Source organism: Companilactobacillus sp. FL22-1, assembly GCF_043951805.1.
Taxonomy (GTDB): Bacteria; Bacillota; Bacilli; order Lactobacillales; family Lactobacillaceae; genus Companilactobacillus.
The window spans coordinates 109,235-128,619 of sequence record NZ_JBINJY010000005.1 but is presented as its reverse complement, the minus strand read 5'-3'; the positions used below and the strand labels follow the sequence as shown (position 1 = coordinate 128,619).

Below are 19,385 nucleotides of genomic sequence, written 5' to 3'. Positions count from 1 at the left end.
GTTATAAATACAATCATATTTTGATAAAAATGTGCTATAGTTTGAGGCAAATAAACCAAAAATCGAAAATATCAGACAATAGAAGTGGAAAAATGAAAAAAGTTGATCGCAGAGTTCAGAAAACCAATCAAGCCCTACAAAAGGCCTTTCAAGAACTGGCCCAAGGCCAAAACTATCATGATATTACTGTTAAAGCTTTAACTGAAAAAGCACAGATCAATCGCAAGACTTTTTATTTACATTATGATTCGATCGATGACTTTGCGGATATGGTTGCACATGAGATTGCTCAACGGTTATTTGCTTCAATTATCGAAACGCCGCTCGATCAAAGTCTGCCAGTCTCAGGGTATATCTTTGATCGTTTCTTTGATTTTTTTGAAAAATCTCGGCAATTTTATACGTTCTTAATGACTTCAAATGAGTATTCGTTTCTGGCTCGAAAAGTTGAAACTGAAGTATCGGTGCAATTAGCGAAAGAATTTAACGATAAATATGAAATATCGCGTCTGGATGCTTATATCTGTGCTAATTTTATCTGCCGGAATACTTTGACGCTCTTTCGAATTTATCACCAAAATAGTCTGGACATTGATCGGAGCCAATTTAAGAATCGGTTGATTAGATTAAACACGACAGGGATAACAACCTTTATTGCAAAGAAATCTGTTCCTAAAAAATTTTTAGAAGAATAAATACAAATTTTGTAAAAAGCGCTATCATTAATATGATAGTTAATTTGGAAGCCTTTTCATTTTTCGGAATGAATAATCTTCAACAATTTAACTAATGGAGGGAGGGTAAATAATGAAATTACAAGAAACTTTAAATCAAAAACAAGTTCAAGGAATAACTTTGACACAAGGAATGCGACAATCAATTTTGATTTTGCAATCGGATGCGATCGACTTGGCAGACTACTTAAACGAGCAAAGTTTAGAGAATCCTTTATTCGATGTGCGGATGAATTTAGATATGCCATTCGTAAGTAATGATGTGAGGAATTATCAAATAAAAGATGAGCAACAATCGCTGTTTGATTATTTATTGGATCAAGTTCAATTAACGATGCGTAAAACACCTTTGCGGGACTTGGTAGTCTATTTGATTGAGCAGTTAGATCCTAATGGTTATTTAACGTTGTCTGATGAGGAGATTTATCGAGAATTACCAGATATTACGCCCATCATGCTGTTGGATGCTAAAACTTTGCTGCATCAATTAGACCCACCTGGGATTGGAGCCAAGGATCTAAGAGAATGTCTTTATTTGCAAGCCGAAGCTGATTCAGCTAATCCAGCCATTCTCTCAATGCTGAGTGATAACTTTGAACTGTTCGTTAAGCATGAATGGAAAAAGTTAAGAAAGGTTTTGAAGTTGTCAAACGCTGAATTACAGGCTGATGCCGACTTCATTCAATCTCTGTCGGCAAATCCTGGTCAAAGATACACTTCGCAAAATGAGCAGTATGTTGTGCCAGAATTGGCTGTCAAAAAAGAAAATGATAAATTAACTTTAGCAGTCACAAAGTATGGACAACCCCAATTGATCTTCGCACAAGAAACATATGACAATTTGAGTTCATCAAATGATAGTGAAGTTCAAGAATACATTAAACGTAAGTATAATCAATACAAGACTTTGGAATACAACTTGCAACGTCGAATCGATACGATTTCCATAATTGGTCGCTGTATCGTTAAGTCCCAATATAAATTCTTTATGCAAGAGAGCGATTCTTTGGCACCACTATTGATTAGAGATGTGGCTCAAAAATTGCAAGTCAGTGAGTCAACAGTTAGCCGTACGATCAATGGTAAGTACATTCAAACTGACTTTGGTATTTTCGAATTGAAGAAATTCTTCTCCCGTCGCAGCAAAGTTACAGTGGGTCAAGATCAATCAGTTGATCAAGTCAAAAATAAAATCAAGATCATCCTGAATGATGAGGATAAATCTAAACCTCTGAGCGATCAAAAGATTTCCGATATTTTACAAAAAGATGGTCTCCAAATAGCACGACGAACAGTAGCAAAGTACCGTGAAGAATTAGGCTTTCCAGCCACTAGTCGTCGTCGAATTTAAAAAGCGTCCTTTTTGAGGGATGCTTTTTCTTTTGGAGAGAATTATTTGTATAATTAACTAATTGAGGGGAGTAACTAAATGAATATCGGACAATTAGTTAATCAAATTGTGTTAATGTTTGGCTTGATGATGATCGGGGTATTGATCAATAAACTTGGTTTCATGCATCCCCAGACTTCCAGCGACTTAACCAATGTTTTATTGTATATTGTATCGCCATGTTTGATCATCAATGCCTTTGAGCAGCCTTATTCGAGTGATCGTTTGCGAATGTTTATGCTCGCAATCCTGGCAGTCTTTTTGCTGTATATCATAGAAATCATTGTGGTCAAAATAGTTTTTCATGGTTTAAAGGATACTAATTTGAAGCAAATCGCTCAGTATGGCAGTATTTATTCCAATGCTGGTTTTATGGGAATACCGTTGATCAGTTCACTTTTTGGTGCCACGGGAGTTTTTTATGCCGTCGTGTCATTGGCAGCTTTTAATATTTTTAGTTGGACGCAGGGGGTATCACTGTTCAAGAACAACGATCAGACAAACGAATCGGCCGACTGGCGCGAAGTTTTACTGAATCCAAATATCATTGCGATTATTCTTGGAATCGTGATCTTGGGTTTTTCTTTTAATTTAGGTGGTTTTCCAAAAGAAATTATTAAGTATGTTGGATCGATCAATACGCCCTTATCAATGATTGTGATTGGGAACAGTCTGGCTAACATCAAATTTAGTCGGCAAATGTTAAATAAGTCCTTATTAATGACGATTTTATTGCGAAATCTACTTTTCCCGATTATTGGGATCTTTTTAATGAAGATAATTGGTGTGACTGGTGTAGCTTTTTATACGACGTTAGTTATGGCCGCATGTCCGGTCGCAGGACTAGTTGTTTTGTTTACGCTACAGGCAAAAGGGGAAACAACTCCGGCAGTTTCTGTGATGAGCTTATCAACTGTTTTGAGTTTAATCACGATTCCTATCGTTTTTGCACTAGGAAGTATTTAGGTTATTAGTTTTGGAAAAAGTAAAAACCCTTGAACGACTAAGTAATAGTCATTCAAGGGTTTTATTTTTCATACACGATATTAGCTTGACTAACTAAAGTATCAACTACCAATTCTTTAGTCTGTATATTGCTGGCAGCTGACTCAATTAATTGGGAGATCTCCTTATTATCAATGCAATTCATGAATTCAAGGCTCAACCAGCGTGTCTTAGTTTCATCTAAAGTCGCTAAATAATATGTGACATCCTGACTTTTTATCGCTGAATAAATTTCTTGTTTAAAAGTATCAGCCGTTTTTTCAGTAAGATCAAAGGTCGTCAATCTCAATGAATAATCATTTTTACCATTGACAATTAGTTCTTGCCGATTTGTTTGTAAATATTGTGGATATAATTCTTGAAAATCCTTCTCTTGCACAACTTTTTTAGCCACTTGTCCATAGTTTTTAAATTGAGGAGAAGCAGCATGTATTTGATATGCCGATTCATTTTGGTAAAGTTCAAAGACATAATTATCGGTACCGGTTTTATCCAAATGTGTTGCATACATCGCAAAGGTACCGGGTTCAGACTGATGTGAAGTTAGTAGATTATGAACACCAGCTTCGACAAAAGTGTCACGTTGAGACGAATCAATTGTTAGATGATACATTCTAAAAATTGGTAACTGCGTTAATTTCATGACCATTTCCTCGCTTATTAATCTAGCGGTGCCAATTGTTTAATGATTTTGGCTGGTACACCGCCAACGACACTATTATCAGGTATATCTTTCACGACCACAGCTCCAGCACCGATAATGACATTATCTCCAATATGAACGCCACCAATAATTGTCACGTTGCCACCAATCCAAACATCGCTACCAACTGTGATTGGTTTCGTATGAGTGATTAGATAATGACTGCCATCTGAACGAGTGCCAAAACGTTGTCTAGCATCGAGGGCGTGTTGTCCGCAGTAAAACTTTGTATCAGGAGCGACAATGACACGGTCGCCAAAAGTAATTAAATTGGAATCTTGGAAAAAACAGTTGCCATTGATAAAGTCATCATCACCAAAACTAATATGTTTGCCATAGATTGCTTCGAAACGACCATTGATAGTCAAATTTTTGCCAACGTTTTGAAATAATTGTTGAGTTATAGCTTTCTTTTCACTTAGATTTGTTGTTTGGTTGAGTCGTTGAACCAACTTTTGACCATCATGCAACATCTCCTGTAGCATTGGGTCACGATAATCATAATCTTCGCCAGCTAATAGCTTTTCATGTTCAGTTTTTGTCATTTAAAACTTTTCCTTCCCATTATCTTATTTCTCTAAAGACCTCTATTCACAATTATCATAAAATTGTTCTGACTCACTGTAAAAGACTCATAATGAATACCTATTCATGCGTAAAAGTTATAGCAGAAAAGATTATCGCTTTAACAATTAAAAAACTGGAATCTCTTGGACTGAAAAGTATCTCCAAGAAACTCCAGTTTATTCTAAATGCTTAAACTACCAAACCAGGCAGACCTTGATGTGAGGGGCAGTAATTGAAAATTACTTTCTGATTTAATACTAGTTCTTAAGGATGTCATGCCAAAAGGCAAGAATTAAATCCAAGATTGGTTTGACGATGGCTAGTCCCATTAATCCTAAATCTACTAACAATAATTTGATCATCCAGGCAATTGATAAGTTGGTGGTGAAGTGAAAGTAGAGGGCAAAGATACTCAAAAAAACAGCCACGAAGGCGAAGATATAGATCACGACTAAGCCAATTAGTTCTTCAGTTTTATTTTCTTTAGTTTCCATACAATCACTCCTTTTGTATACGCTTTCATTATAACCCTAGCTTGGTTTTGAAAAAAGCTCGAAATAAAAAGAACCTAATCTGAAATCCGGATTAGGTTCTTTTGCTTAAAGATTTAAATATTTACTTTCAATGTAATAACCGTCATCCAATTTGGCCCAGACGCTGTAGTTATCTAATTGAACTAACTTTTGTACATAAACTTGTTGTTCGCCATGAAAGCGGTGATTATCCATATCGCCGTAAGGTGTTTTCCAAGCAGTGATATATTGATCGGCATAATACATGATTTTGACTTCACGATTGATATTCATTTGGTCGATCACTGAATAGGTATAGCTAATATTGTTAGCATTTTCAGTCAAGGGACTGTTTAATAGTGCTTTACGTAAAGAAGGCTGTTTGATAATAGTAGTTTTGACTGCTTCAGTATTTGGAACCCAAATGTTTCCCCCCAAGTTGTACCAAATTCTACTATTATATGTCTCCTTCATTGCACGATAAATTTTCCAAGTCGTTCCAAAGGGCAAGGTTTTTTCCAAAGGAACGTTGCTCAGTGGTTCATTGAAGACGTGTGCGTTGTTGATGGTTTCAATATAGAGGTTATCTTCAATTTTAATTGTTTTGATCGGAGTGACATTATAAATATATTCCACTTCTTGTACTTCAGAAGTAAATTTACCAGTTGAAGATTTAGGTGCTTTTGTCAGAAAGCGGCTAGCTTCTTCTAGAGGATGAGTATCGAATTTTTGGTTGAGTTTACCTTCGAGATACTCAGGATCAGAAATCAAATTACCATCAGTGTTTCGATGATAAACGATCACTGGAGCCGACAATTGACTGGAGTAGACTAAATAGATCCCATCATCGTTGGGAATAAAAGTTTGTTGGAAATTGTTAACTGATGACAAAACATAACCAGGGACTTCTTTCCAGGGGATTTCAAGCTTATCCAAGTAATGTCCTTTGATTGTCGTTGCTGGTAGGATATCGTTCCCCAATGAGTCGACGTAGTTAACTTTGATCTCGATATCGTCACGAGCTATTTTCTTTATTTTAGGTGAGAGTACATTATTGTCCATAGTTCTTTCCCCTTTGTGAGAAATATTATGTTTTCTTGCCATAATAATTTCCTTCTAACATTGAATTAAAGCCATTCTAACATGAAAAAAAAGGCAAAAGCCTTTTATATAGGTATCTTAAAGATAATTAAGAAAAATTTAAATTATCTTATTTTTTAATATTTTTTTATAGAAGGATTCGATTATTTAACACGAAAAGTTATTCAATATTGTAAAAAAAAAATTGTTGAATATGAACAATGTGGCCATTAAACAGATGATATAATTCATGTGTAATAATAAGAAAGGGGTTACATCATGAGAAATGCAAAGGTTCGGTGGTTACTAGTAATCATCTCTATTTTCATTTTGTCAGCCTCCACGTTTAATAGAAGGTACAAGGATGTTAATGCTGATGATGCAACAACTGAAGTAAAACCTTATAAAACCCCTAGTGGGAATGCAGCTTATTTTATTGGTTTTCGTACTCGTAGTGGATATATCCAGCAACCTGCTAAGGACACATATATTGAAATTAATAAAACAAAAAATATTTATGCTGATGCTAGACGTTCCGTTGGTGATCAACTACTTGGGGCTGCCTTAACAAGTAGAAACTATCAATGGTATGAATCTAGTGATGGTCAAAATTGGTCAAAAGTAGATAAAAAAGCTGGGGGTACTAAGAAAAACCTCCCATTAACTCCGAACGCAGTTGGAACCAAGTATTATCAATTGGAAACATACTGGTCAGATTTGTTTGGACTGGTTAAAGGCTTCTACCTATATTCAGATGTTGCGGCAGTTCATTGTGTACACGGTCCCACAGATGCTACCGATGGTTCAGTGACAACAGATGATGATTATCTGTATAATTCTAGTAATGATCTTGTCAATACAGATACTTATGCTCGTGCTATTCCAATTCCAGAATACTTTACAGGTTATGTAACTTGGAGTGTTGATAATACTAACTTAGCTACGATTGATTCTGAAACGGGATTACTTGAAGCTAACACTAAACGTATATCAGGAGTAGTGAAAGTCATAGGTACTTTCCATAACCCATCAGGTTCAACGTTTGAAAGAGAAACCACGGTAACTATTGGTGAGGGATTGGAGGATCAAACAGTTCATGCTGGAGAAACTGCAACCTTTAAATTTATGGGAAATATTGGTGAATTAGATGAAGATGATGAAACTTCGTATACTGTTAAATGGTACAAAGAAGATCCAATTACGCATGTAAGAACTCAAGTTCAAAAAGATTCACCAAAGGCATTATCCTACTCAATACCAGACACCACTTTGGATGACGATGGGATGATTGTATTGGCAATTATTTCCATCAAGTATAATGGTAAAACTTATTCATATACTACAAATGAAGCTCTGTTACACGTAATACCAAATGGGGGACCGGATTTATCTTTCACTAATACTTTGAGTAACGAAACTTATAATGATGGGACTAACACAGATAATTCCCTTTATGGTGTCATAAACGGTGATACAGTCAAGTATAAGGATAAAGTAACCAATCAAAGTACTAGCGGGACTCTAAAGAATGGTATATATACGATGCCATTACGCAAAGGAACGACAGTTTCTAATGTTTTAGTAGACGGACAAAGTACTACAAATTATCAAGTGGCAGATGATGATCAAACTGGCAATACAAATGTCACGATACCTGGTCTTGATTTTAAAATAAATCAGAGCCATACGATTGAAATTGATACAAAGGTCAACGGGATTGTCTCCAGAACTAGTTATTCTTCAGTTCCGTATGTTACTGGAACAAATGATAGTAACGAAGATTACAGGGCATTTGGACAAACTGATATCCTGAATTATACGACTGATACAGCAGTAATTGAGAATGTTCAAGATATTGATTATGGAAACGTTGAATCTTATGGAAGGGCTAAACTTTTATCCCGGGCAAATCCGGACTCAAGTTATCCTAATAATGGAATTACAATCGATGATATGAGACGTTACAAGGACCCAATTCAACTAACAGTGAAACAAGGGCAGGCATTGGTTAATTCAAATGGTACCCAATTTGCCGGAGAATTACGCTACTATAACAGCAGCGGATATCAAACACTCGGATCTCAGCCGGCTATTATTACCACTACTACAGCTAATCAACCACTAGATTCGATGAGTTGGAATGCTAATGATGGGCTCTTGCTCTATCAGTTTGCTGGTATGAAAGAATCAGGACTGTATACGGGAACTGTCGACTGGACAATTACCCAAAGCATACAATAATAGTTACAAAAAAAGGCTCCTAGTAATCATTAATTGATTACTAGGAACCTTTGTCTTTGCACCACTAATTATTCTTCAGTATCAGGTGCACTATACTTAGAAACTTTAATTTCGTCTTTATCAAGGTGTGCCTCTAGCTGTTTATCCTTAGGATGATCTAAGAAGTAATCAGCTACTTTGTCTTCAATCTGCTCTTCAATCACACGACGGAGTGGACGGGCACCCATTTTTGGATTATAACCGAGGTCAACCAATTTATCTTTGGCATCCTTAGTTACGTGGATACTTAAGCCTTGATCAGCAATCATCTTATTGGTATCGTCTAACATCAAATCAACGATCTTCAGGAGATTATCCTTCGTTAATGAGTTGAACTCGACAATACCATCGAATCTATTCAAGAATTCTGGTTTGAAGAATTCTGACAAGCGATTCAAGATCGAGTTCGTGGTACCACTTGCTTCAGCACCGAAACCGACATTAGCTTCCTGCAAACCTTGTCCAGCATTTGAAGTCATAATAATGATCGTATCCTTGAAACTTACAGTCCGACCTTGAGAATCTGTCAAACGTCCATCATCAAGAATTTGCAAGAACATATGCATAACATCGGGATGAGCTTTTTCAATTTCATCCAAGAGTACTAGGCTATATGGATTACGACGAACTTGTTCAGTCAATTGTCCAGCTTCTTCATAACCAACATACCCTGGAGGCGAACCGATCAACTTAGAAACTGAATGCTTTTCCATGTATTCAGACATATCGAATCTGATCATCGAGTCCTCTGAACCAAATAGTTCTCGTTCTAATTGTTTAGCTAGTTCTGTTTTACCAACACCAGTAGGTCCAACGAATAGGAAGGAACCAATTGGACGACCAGACTTGTTAAAACCAACTCTGTTACGACGAATGGCTCTGGCAACATCAGCAACAGCTTTATCTTGTCCAATAATGTGGCCCTTTAAATCGGATTCCAAGTTTTTTAGTTGAGCTTGTTCATTCGATTGAAGTTCACCTACAGGGATGTTAGTCTTCTCTTCGATAATCTTTTCAATTTCTTTATCTGTGACAATATTTTGACCCGCAGGTTCGTCTTTATTGTCGTTCTTCATGTTCTGATATTTAGTTACTTGATCACGATAGTAAGCTGCTTTTTCGTAATCTTCATTGCGTAGGGCAGCTTGTTTTTGAACTTCAGCATCAGAGATCTTATTATCTAAATCGGCCATATCAACGTGATTGATCTGCAAATTCTTTTTAGAACCAGCTTCATCGATCAAGTCAATGGCTTTATCAGGTAAGAAGCGATCTTGAATATAACGTGCTGATAATTCAGCTGCAGCTTTAATTGCTTCATTAGAATATTTTACATGATGATAATCTTCATATTTAGGTTGAAGACCCTTGAGAATTTGGACAGTCTCCTCAACGGTTGGTTCATTAACTTGGACAGGTTGTAGACGACGTTCCAAAGCTGAGTCTTTTTCAATTGTGCGGTATTCATTCAAAGTTGTTGCACCGACAAGTTGAAGTTCGCCACGAGCTAGGGCAGGTTTCAAAACGTTACCTGCGTCCATGCCGCCTTCCGCATTACCGGCTCCAACAATTTCATGAATTTCATCTATAAATAGGATGATATCTGTTTCTTTTTGTAATTCATTGATCAACTGTTGCATTCTTTGCTCAAATTGTCCACGTACGCCAGTTCCTTGAACCAGTGAGACTACATCCAAACGGATGACCCGTTTGTGCTGCAGTTTTTCTGGAACATCGCCATCAACGATCTTTTGAGCAAGACCTTCAACAACAGCTGTTTTACCAACACCAGCTTCACCAATTAAAACTGGATTGTTTTTTGTTCTTCTATTAAGTATTTCTATTACACGACTAATTTCCTTGTCACGACCAATAACAGGATCGATTTGGCCCTTTTTAGCAAGAGCAGTCAAATCAACGCCATATTGATCTAAGACTCCGTTACCTCTAGGTCTGCGACCATTACCGCCACCATTGCCGGTTTGAGTTTGGGGACCTTGTTGTTGGAAAGCATTTGGTTGTTGTCCACCATTCAAGGCGTTGAACAAGTCTTCAAAACTAGAAAATCCGCCGTTTGGATTTTGTGCCATATTATTCATACCTTCGTTAGCTTGATTTCTTAATTTTTGATAACAGTCTTGGCAGAGGTTAATTTCTGTTCTTTGACCATTAACACTAGTGTATAGATGAATTGTAGCTTCATTTTTATGACAATTCTGACATAACATTCGCACCCCACCTTTCCTTTATTACAGGATACAACGGTAGTATATAATTAGCACTCGAGTAATGCAAGTGCTAAGTCTTGAAAATTGAATTTTTGTCTTTTTTAAAAATTTTAAAAAAATTTCTTTCAAATCTCTGTGAAAAAGCATTGTAATATAAACGCTTTCAGGCTGTAGCGATGTAAGCGTTAAACGTCTTATCGTACTTGGCTTATTTGAATATTTTTAGTTCAAAGCACTTGTGAAAATTAATAGATAATGGTAAATTAATTAGTGAATATTTGTAGTTTTACTACAGAATTTTATAATTATATGGTGAGGTATTATTATGGAAAAGAAAGATTTTCACATTATTGCAGAAACAGGTATCCACGCACGTCCAGCTACTATGTTGGTACAAACAGCAAGTAAATTCAGTTCAGATATCAACATTGAATTCTCAGGTAAATCAGTAAACTTGAAGTCAATCATGGGTGTTATGTCACTTGGTGTTGGCCAAGGTGCTGACGTTACTATTACTGCTGATGGCGATGACGCTTCAGAAGCTATCGTTGCTATTTCAGACACTATGACAAAAGAAGGTTTGGCAGAATAATGGTTAAGACTATTAAGGGAATTGCAGCTAGTGATGGTATCGCTACTGCAGAAGCATACCTTTTAGTTCAACCAGATTTGTCTTTCACAAAAAAGAGTATTTCAGATGCTGATGCCGAAGTTAGCCGTCTTAAAGATGCTATTTCAACATCAGATGACGAATTAACAAAGATCAGAGATATCGCTAAAGAATCTCTCGGTGAAGAAGAAGCTCAAGTTTTTGATGCTCACAAGATGATTTTGGCTGATCCAGAATTTACGGGTGCAGTTGAACAAGAAGTTAAAAACAATAGTGTTAATGCTGAACAAGCATTGCACGATGTTTCAGACAACTTCATTTCTATTTTTGAAGGAATGACAGACAACCCATATATGCAAGAGAGAGCAGCCGATGTACGTGATGTTACAAAACGTGTTATGGCCCACTTGCTAGGGGTATCACTTCCAAATCCAGCATTGATCGACCATGATGTCGTTATTGTTGCACATGATTTGACACCAAGTGATACAGCACAACTAAATAGTTTCGTTAAGGGATTTGTTACTGATATCGGTGGACGTACAGCTCACTCAGCTATCATGGCACGTTCACTTGAATTGCCAGCTGTTGTTGGTACAGATACTATTACTAGTGATGTTAAAGAAGGCGATACAGTTATCGTTGATGGTTTGAACGGTGCTGCTGTCGTTGATCCTTCTGATGAAGATATCAAACATTACCAAGAACTAGCTACAAACTTTGCAGCTGAAAAGGCTGAATGGGAAAAATTAAAGAACGAAGCCACAGTTACTGCTGATGGCAAGCACTTTGATATTGCCGCAAATATCGGTACACCAGATGACCTTCAAGGGGTTATTGATAATGGTGCCGAAGGTATTGGCCTTTATCGTACAGAATTCTTGTACATGCAATCAGATAGTCTTCCAACAGAAGATGATCAATTCAAGGCCTATAAGAAAGTTCTTGAAGGTATGAAGGGTAAGCCAGTTGTTGTTCGTACAATGGACATCGGTGGCGACAAGCATTTACCATACTTGCCACTTCCTGAAGAAATGAACCCATTCTTAGGTTATCGTGCTATCCGTATTAGTTTGGATAGACAAGAGATCTTCAGAACACAACTAAGAGCTTTGCTTCGTGCTTCAGCTTTTGGTCAATTACGTATCATGTTCCCAATGATCGGTACTTTGCAAGAATTTAGATCTGCAAAGAAGATCTTTGAAGAAGAAAAGGCTAAGTTAGTTAAAGACGGTGTTGAAGTTTCCGACAACATTCAATTAGGAATGATGATGGAAGTTCCTGCCGCTGCTGTTCTTGCTGACCAATTTGCCAAAGAAGTTGACTTCTTTAGTATTGGTACAAATGATTTGATTCAATACACAATGGCCGCTGATCGTGGTAATGAACATGTTTCATATCTCTATCAACCATATAACCCATCAATTTTAAGATTGATCAAACACGTTATTGAATCAGCTCATAAAGAAGGCAAGTGGGCTGGTATGTGTGGTGAAGCAGCTGGTGATAATACTATGGTTCCATTGCTTTTGAGCATGGGTCTTGATGAATATTCAATGAGTGCAACATCAGTTCTACGTGTTAGAAGTTTGATGAAGAAATTGAGTACCGAAGACCTCGCTACACTAGCTGACCTTGCTGTTAACGAGTCAATTACTAACGAAGATAATAAGAAACTTGTTGAAGAATACATAAACAAATAATAAAGCTGAGAGTGAACCTAAACGTTCAACTTTCAAATTAAAAAAGTATCCCCTGAATCCAGATGGACTCAGAGGATACTTTTTTTGTTGCAGAAATAAGTAGTGATTTTTTTATAGGCCACCGTGTAAAAGAGCAGTTAAATATTGATCTGCATCTTTGGAGGTAGTTTCTGGATCTTCGAAAAGACACCACTCGAGCATGACGATAATAATATCGCTGTAAAAGTTAGCCAGCAGTTTTCGCGGAACTTTACAGTTGCCTTGTGAAGAATAGTTAATAAAAACGATTTGATTAGCTTCTTCTTTGAGGTATCCAGCCATATTTCGCCATAAATGGGAATCAACTCCGTTATTTTGTTTGATATTGGTGAAGAGTTGTCGATTATCATTAAAGAAGCTTAGAAGGCTGTTAAAAGTTTTGATCAAGCCTTCTTCGTTACTCTCTACTGGTGGAACTGTTTGGAGGATCTCCTTACTGATATGAGTCCAAAGGTAGTGTAAGAGATCCATTTTATCATCGAAGTAATTATAAAAAGTTGCCCGTGGATATTCGCTCTTTTCGCAAATATCGTTAACGGTTATCTTATCGAATTCTTTTTCGCTTAAAGTATCGAACATCGCTTGTCGGAAAGCTTTAAGGGTTCGTTTGGCACCGAGCGTCAGATGTTTAGCAACATCGATTTTCATATTGGTTCTCCCCCTGTAACTTTGATATATGAATACATTCCTAATTCTAGCATATGAAAAATAGTTTTAATTAAAAATATTTGTCTAATATTTTACATATAGTCTCTTTTGTCTAAATATAAGCTAATATATAATAATTGTCTCTTGTATAAAAGAATTATTGATTTTATTATGGAGAATGTATTTTCAGAAAACTATTGTTTATTTTGTGTGATATTTCAATTAAGGAGATTAGATTATGCAGAAAAAGTTGAGTAGATATATATCAGCTCTGATTGGCTGGATCGTGGTCGTATTGATAGCATTAGTGGCAATGCCTAATGTTTCGCAATTGGTCCGGAACAAAGGGAATTTCACTTTGCCAAGCTATACTGAAAGCCAACGTGCTGCCAATATAGAGAAAAAGGCTAACGGTAATAAGTCGGTGCGGACTTATACGGTAGTCTTTAAGAACAATAATGCTGGTAAATTGTCGTCATCGCAATCTCAGAAAATTGATGACAGTTTAAATGAATTATCCAACAAGAAAATTCTTAAAATTACTAACGTCATGGGTCCTAGCGATAATGCTGAAACTAAAAAGCAATTGATTGCTAAGGATAAAACGACGCAATTAGCCCAAGTAACAGTTAAGAAGAATAATTACGTTGGTCAACAAGTTAATGAATTACAACGACAATTGAAGATTTCGGGGATCAGTACTTATGTCACCGGGGTCGATGCATTGAATGATGCCTTTTCAACGGTCACTGAAAAGGGGATTCAAAAGACGGAAATTATTGCAATCATCTTTATTTTCATTGTTTTAATTTTAGTTTTCAAATCCCCAATTGTGCCACTGATTTCTTTGCTCAATGTCGGGGTCGCATTCGTCACATCGTTAAGTATCGTGATGAACTTAGCCCAGAAGGTCAATTTCCCAATCTCTAACTTTACTCAAGTTTTCTTAGTCGTAGTTCTGTTTGGTATTGGGACTGACTATAATATCCTGCTCTACAACTACTTTAAAGGAGCGTTGGCTCGGGGACTGTCGGCTAAAGAAGCGTCACATGATGCCCAGATCCATGGTGGTCGGACGATCCTTTACAGTGGTGTTTCCGTATTGATCGGATTCTCCGTACTTGCTCTAGCTAAGTTTTCTTTCTATCAGAGTGCCGTAGGTGTAGCCATCGGTATCTTGATTTTGTTAGCCGTTCTGTTGACCTTGAACATGTTCTTTATGCAAACTTTAGGTGAGAAGATGTTTTGGCCTAGCAAGGTTAGTGCCGGTAGCGGCAAGAGTCGTATCTGGTATGGCTTGTCACGTTCAGCCTTGGCCTATCCAGTTGTGATACTAGGTATCATTGCGATTGTGGCCGTACCATTCTTCATCAACAATAATTCTAAATTGAATTTTAACAACGCTGATGAAGTTCCAAATTCTTATCAAGCTAAAGCGGGTTATGAAATTATTCAAGATCGTTTTAGTAAAGGTATGTCAGCTCCGGCTACGATTTATATTGAGAGTAACCAGAAGATGACGTCACAAGAACGTTTAGCTACGATTGACGATTTAACGACCTATCTTCAAAAAGAACCTGGCGTTAAGACAGTAACCTCAGCTACTGAACCAGGTGGTTCTAAAATTAAGAGTATGTATTTGAAGAACCAATTAGTAAGTATTACTAATGGTTTAACGACTTCTACGAAGGGACTTGAACAAATTAAGTCCGGTTTAAATTCAGCTAGTCAACAATTGCAAAGTGCCAATATTTCTGGCAGCACTGCTCAAGTTCAAGAATTAGCTGATGGTACTAGTCAATTACAAAGCGGTGCCCAACAATTATCAAGTGGGATCGATCAATATACTTCAGGAGTCTCAAGCGTCAATAGCGGTCTACAGAGTGCTAATAGTCAGTTGCCAGCTCTAACAAGTGGAGTATCTACGTTAAGCAGCAGTTCAGCACAATTAGCTTCCGGTATGTCGCAATTGCAATCACAAGTTAATGCCTTATCAGGTCAAGCAACACAATTATTAACTTTGATGCAAGCATCTGGTCAAAATACGTCCGCTGCTGCTGGTGAAATGGCTCAGTTGCAAGGAGCAATTGGCCAATTGAGTACTGGTTCATCAGCTCTTTCAGCAGGGATGTCGCAATTACAAGGACAAATTCCAACTTTAACTTCTGGAATGTCCACGTTGGCTAATGGTACCAATACGCTGGTTGGAACGAGTTCTACTTTAACCAGTGGTGGTCAAAGTGTAGCCAGCGGTGCTTCAACTGTTAATAGTGGTGTTCAACAGATGAATACCCAATTGCAACAAATGGCTTCCCAAGTTACTGAACTCGAATCAGGACTATCTTCAGCTAATGATGGATTAGATACTTTAGCTCAAGGTAATTCAACGATGAAGAGTTATCTTGATGGTTTACGTACATCATACGTTGGCGATACTTTCTATCTACCAAAATCCACTATCAAGAGCAGTGCCTTTAAACCAGCACTAGATGCTTATATGGATAAGAACCGTAAGATTGCATCATTGACTGTAGTCTTCAAAGGTGATCCAAATAGTGATACTACTTCTAAGCAACTTAAGACTTTGGAAGCTGATATGAATTCCAAGTTGAAACATGGTCCATTGAAGAATGCTAAAGTTGCCGTTGGTGGACAAACTTCCCAAAATAATGACTTGAGAACTTTGGCTAATGGTGACTTTGGACGGACAGCAACTATCATGACAATCGGTATCGGAATTGCCTTGATCGTAGTTACTGAGTCCATCTTGCAACCATTGACGATCATTGGAACTTTATTGTTAGCTTATGAGATGTCAATGGGTATCACCCGTATCTTCTCGAAGATGGTTCTAGGTGATAACTTGTTAAGTTGGAATACGCCATTCTTTACTTTCATTATGTTAATGGCTTTAGGTGTCGATTACAGTATCTTCTTGATGGTCAGATTTAAGGATGAACCAATGCCTGATCTCAAAGAACGGATGTTGAACGCTGCCACCGCTATCGGTACAGTAGTTATTTCCGCCGCTATTATCTTGAGTGGTACCTTTGCCGCCTTGATTCCGTCAGGTGTTACAACCTTGATTCAAGTTGCTTTAGGCGTTATCTTTGGTTTGATAATCTTAGTTATCTTCCTACCACTAACTTTATCGTCACTGATAAGTTTGAATGAATGGCACGAGAAGCGGATGCTCGAAGGAAAGAGACCAACCGGTTCGAAGAAGAAAAAAACTGATGAGGCCAAAAGTGCAGCTGATTCAGAAGCATAAATGAAATTAATACGTTTTGAGAGTTAGATAAGAGTTTTGTCTGATTCACAACGACCAATAAAACCAGTGCGTCGATCATTAAAGATGATTGGCTCACTGGTTTTTTGTGTTTAAATTATTTTTAAGAATTATTCGATATCAGGACAATCTTTTTAAAGAGAATATAATTTAGTTGGACCAAATAATTTATGGAGGGATTATTTTGAAAAAGAGTACATCATTATTATTCAGTGGATTACTAGTTTCTGGGATGGTCTTGGGTGCAACAGTGACAACACCAACTACTGTCCATGCTGACAATACCGCGACTACTCAAGCAACAACGAATGTAACGAATACCGTTTCGTTCTATGATCAAAATGGTGATTTTATTCGTAGCCAAAGCTTGCAAGGTGCTCAAGGATCAGCTATCAATTATGCTCCAGATGGTTATGCTATTCCAACTAATAACAAAGCCGTTTTTGGTGCAGATGGTTCTACAGTAAAAGCTATTGTTAATCAAATGATTTCAGTCAAAGTTAACTATGTCGATCAAAATAATAAAATAGTGGATTCAGAAGTTGTTAACGGCGGTGTTGGTAACACTTATAAGTTGACAGATATTCCTGCCGGTTGTAGTTGGGTCAATGATTCAGAACAAACAATTACTTTGGAACAAGGCAAAGAATATAATGTTGCTGTAAATAGAAAAGTCTTTAATACATTGATCTTTAAGACTGCTGATAATTCAGAAGTCGATCGTACGGAAGTATTTGGCGACAAGGTCGGTGATAAGGTCGAATTAACTCAAGCTCAAATTCCAGTTGGTTACAAGATCGATTCAAATAGCATCACACTTCAAAGCGATAACAATACTCAATTTATCACCGTTACAAAAGCTGATTCTGGTGAAACAGCTACTGGTGTTGTAACAGTTAACGATAAAACTGCACAGTTATATACCATTTATGGAAATGTCATCAGTGGACGTACATTAGCAGCAAACAGCTCATGGAAGACTTTTGGTACTAAAGTAATCAATGGTCAAACTTACTACAAAGTTGCTTCTAACGAGTGGGTCAATGCCAATGATGTTACAGCTACTAACAATACAGTCACACCATTCTCAAATGTAGTAGCAACAAGTGGTTCAGTTGCTAAACTTTATGACAAGAATGGTAAGGAACTTTCCGGCCGTGGATTGGGACCAAACACAAGCTGGCGTACAGCTAATAAGATGGTCTTAAATGGCAAGACATATTATCAAGTAGCAACTAATGAATGGGTTGACGCAAGTACTGTTACCGTAGTTGGTCAAACAACTAATAATGATTCAAACGTTAAACCAGCAGTTGGTGTTGTAACTATTGGTTCAACTGTGGCTCAACTATATACTAAAGATGGTACAGCTATTTCTGATCGTGCTTTAGGACCAAATTCATCATGGAAGACTGCTAATAAGATGACACTTAATGGTGAAACTTATTACCAAGTAGCAACTAATGAATGGGTTAAAGCAAGTAATCTAACGAAATAATTAGTCACCAAGCGAGTAATTCGATCTTTTGAGAAAAGATTGAGCGACTCGCTTTTTTGTTGTGGTATAGTACGCTAGGTAAGAAAAATGACTGAAGGGAAATGAACCTAGCGATGAAAAAAATAATTTGGCTGATAATGGGAGTAATGTTGTTATCATTAAGCTCCTGTACTAATCAGTCACCATCTAGTGCACCTGCAGTCAAAACAATTCGTCAGAACAAAACTAAGTGGAATAGACGATTACGTCAAGCTGTCGACTTAGATAAGAAAATATCCGATCAGACGCCAACTATTCCGCCTGCATATGATGACTCTAGTATGTCCTGGCAGCGTTTGACAGCTGGCAATCAATTGCTTGTAAAAGCTCAAGTGGTTAATTTACAGCCCGAGTTAGGACGCTTAGTCACCGAGACCAAAGCCACGATTTATATTGAAAAAGTAATTTCTGGCGATAAATCTTGGCAAGGTAAAACTATCAAAACGGAATTTTCCGGTGGTCTAGCTCGAGTTAAAGATTACGTAAATGTGTTTACGGATAAAGATACTACGAAAGATTTTGGCTTTGATGATCCTAATACGATTATTCGAGCCAGTGATCCAAGTATCCCGATGCCTCAAATTGGCCAAAAAATAATTATTGGCTTGAATCGTTTTCGAGCTGAGAATGAAAATCAAAAGAAGATGTATCAGCACTTTGGCCTAAGCCGAAAGAATTTCTTTGTGATCAATAATCCACAAGTAACGTATTGGACTCAAGAATCAAAAACTTATCGCTTGAATAATCCCGCTTTTCTAAAAGGTAATCTCAAAAAATATCCCAACTTAAAACGGATCACTGAACGCTTAAATAATTTTTAATGATTTATTACTTGGGAGAAATGCTCTGAATAAATAGAATTGGTATAGGTCTGACGAAAGGTGACAATTCGTCAGATTTTTTTATAATTAAAAATAATTTTTCTTGTGGAACACCTGATCTGACAACCATATGTTCGTGTCAAGATAAAAATTTTCATTTACCCACTTGAAATTTACTCGGAAGTTTAAATTAAAATAATCATTGCTTAGTCTTCAAAATGGGGGCTAAAATAGTAGTT

Annotated in this window: 15 protein-coding genes; 9 read left to right on the top strand and 6 right to left on the bottom strand. The window is 37.1% G+C overall.

The genetic code is table 11. The features are described from left to right. Positions 1-92: 92 nt before the first annotated feature. The 3 genes from ACG72T_RS05580 (at position 93) to ACG72T_RS05570 (ending at position 3,090) form a co-directional block, all read left to right on the top strand. A complete protein-coding gene (locus ACG72T_RS05580; protein ID WP_395265161.1) occupies positions 93-695 on the top strand; it encodes a TetR/AcrR family transcriptional regulator in 603 nt (200 codons plus the stop codon). A gap of 112 nt (positions 696-807) precedes the next feature. Then, positions 808-2,085: an RNA polymerase factor sigma-54 gene (gene rpoN / locus ACG72T_RS05575; RefSeq protein ID WP_395265160.1), complete on the top strand. Its 1,278-nt coding sequence runs from the start codon at positions 808-810 to the stop codon at positions 2,083-2,085. Positions 2,086-2,163: 78 nt separating this feature from the next. Then, positions 2,164-3,090 (top strand): AEC family transporter, encoded by a 927-nt coding sequence (locus ACG72T_RS05570; RefSeq protein WP_395265159.1) that lies wholly within the window; start codon positions 2,164-2,166, stop codon positions 3,088-3,090. Between the two features lie 61 nt (positions 3,091-3,151). On the opposite strand, the gene ACG72T_RS05565 is transcribed toward ACG72T_RS05570, so the two are convergent. From ACG72T_RS05565 to ACG72T_RS05550, 4 genes are all read right to left on the bottom strand, one after another. Continuing rightward, on the bottom strand, positions 3,152-3,772 hold the full coding sequence (locus ACG72T_RS05565) for a putative quinol monooxygenase (protein ID WP_395265158.1): 621 nt from the start codon (positions 3,770-3,772) through the stop codon (positions 3,152-3,154). Positions 3,773-3,789: 17 nt separating this feature from the next. Next, positions 3,790-4,377, bottom strand: coding sequence for a sugar O-acetyltransferase (locus tag ACG72T_RS05560; protein WP_395265156.1), 588 nt, complete (start codon positions 4,375-4,377; stop codon positions 3,790-3,792). A 279-nt stretch (positions 4,378-4,656) separates the two neighbouring features. Next, on the bottom strand, positions 4,657-4,893 hold the full coding sequence (locus tag ACG72T_RS05555; protein ID WP_395265155.1) for a hypothetical protein: 237 nt from the start codon (positions 4,891-4,893) through the stop codon (positions 4,657-4,659). 105 nt (positions 4,894-4,998) lie between these two features. Continuing rightward, positions 4,999-5,973, bottom strand: a complete 975-nt coding sequence (locus tag ACG72T_RS05550; protein ID WP_395265153.1) for a MucBP domain-containing protein — start codon at positions 5,971-5,973, stop codon at positions 4,999-5,001. Positions 5,974-6,270: 297 nt separating this feature from the next. Here ACG72T_RS05550 and ACG72T_RS05545 point away from each other — a divergent pair, with 297 nt between their 5' ends. After that, the gene (locus ACG72T_RS05545) at positions 6,271-8,232 is read left to right on the top strand and encodes a hypothetical protein (RefSeq protein WP_395265152.1); all 1,962 of its coding nucleotides are present in this window, start codon (positions 6,271-6,273) and stop codon (positions 8,230-8,232) included. Between the two features lie 68 nt (positions 8,233-8,300). Here the strand turns inward: ACG72T_RS05545 and ACG72T_RS05540 are convergent, their stop codons facing one another. Further along, the gene (locus ACG72T_RS05540) at positions 8,301-10,499 is read right to left on the bottom strand and encodes an AAA family ATPase (RefSeq protein ID WP_395265151.1); all 2,199 of its coding nucleotides are present in this window, start codon (positions 10,497-10,499) and stop codon (positions 8,301-8,303) included. Positions 10,500-10,824: 325 nt separating this feature from the next. Here ACG72T_RS05540 and ACG72T_RS05535 point away from each other — a divergent pair, with 325 nt between their 5' ends. After that, complete coding sequence (locus tag ACG72T_RS05535) at positions 10,825-11,091, top strand: phosphocarrier protein HPr (RefSeq protein WP_395265150.1); 267 nt, start codon at positions 10,825-10,827, stop codon at positions 11,089-11,091. After that, entirely contained in the window at positions 11,091-12,812 is a 1,722-nt protein-coding gene (gene ptsP, locus ACG72T_RS05530; RefSeq protein WP_395265149.1) for a phosphoenolpyruvate--protein phosphotransferase, read from the top strand. The genes ACG72T_RS05535 and ptsP overlap by 1 nt, the downstream gene beginning before the upstream one ends. Positions 12,813-12,923: 111 nt before the next feature. Here ptsP and ACG72T_RS05525 read toward each other — a convergent pair whose 3' ends face one another. Continuing rightward, positions 12,924-13,499 carry a TetR/AcrR family transcriptional regulator gene (locus ACG72T_RS05525; RefSeq protein ID WP_395265148.1) on the bottom strand — a complete coding sequence of 192 codons (576 nt, stop codon included), beginning with the start codon at positions 13,497-13,499 and terminating at the stop codon, positions 12,924-12,926. 238 nt (positions 13,500-13,737) lie between these two features. On the opposite strand from ACG72T_RS05525, the gene ACG72T_RS05520 reads away from it, so the two are divergent. The 3 genes from ACG72T_RS05520 (at position 13,738) to ACG72T_RS05510 (ending at position 19,146) form a co-directional block, all read left to right on the top strand. Then, positions 13,738-16,770, top strand: a complete 3,033-nt coding sequence (locus tag ACG72T_RS05520; protein WP_395265147.1) for an MMPL family transporter — start codon at positions 13,738-13,740, stop codon at positions 16,768-16,770. A 202-nt stretch (positions 16,771-16,972) separates the two neighbouring features. Then, positions 16,973-18,286, top strand: coding sequence for an SLAP domain-containing protein (locus ACG72T_RS05515; protein ID WP_395265146.1), 1,314 nt, complete (start codon positions 16,973-16,975; stop codon positions 18,284-18,286). A 113-nt stretch (positions 18,287-18,399) separates the two neighbouring features. Next, positions 18,400-19,146 carry a hypothetical protein gene (locus ACG72T_RS05510; RefSeq protein ID WP_395265144.1) on the top strand — a complete coding sequence of 249 codons (747 nt, stop codon included), beginning with the start codon at positions 18,400-18,402 and terminating at the stop codon, positions 19,144-19,146. Positions 19,147-19,385 lie beyond the last annotated feature (239 nt).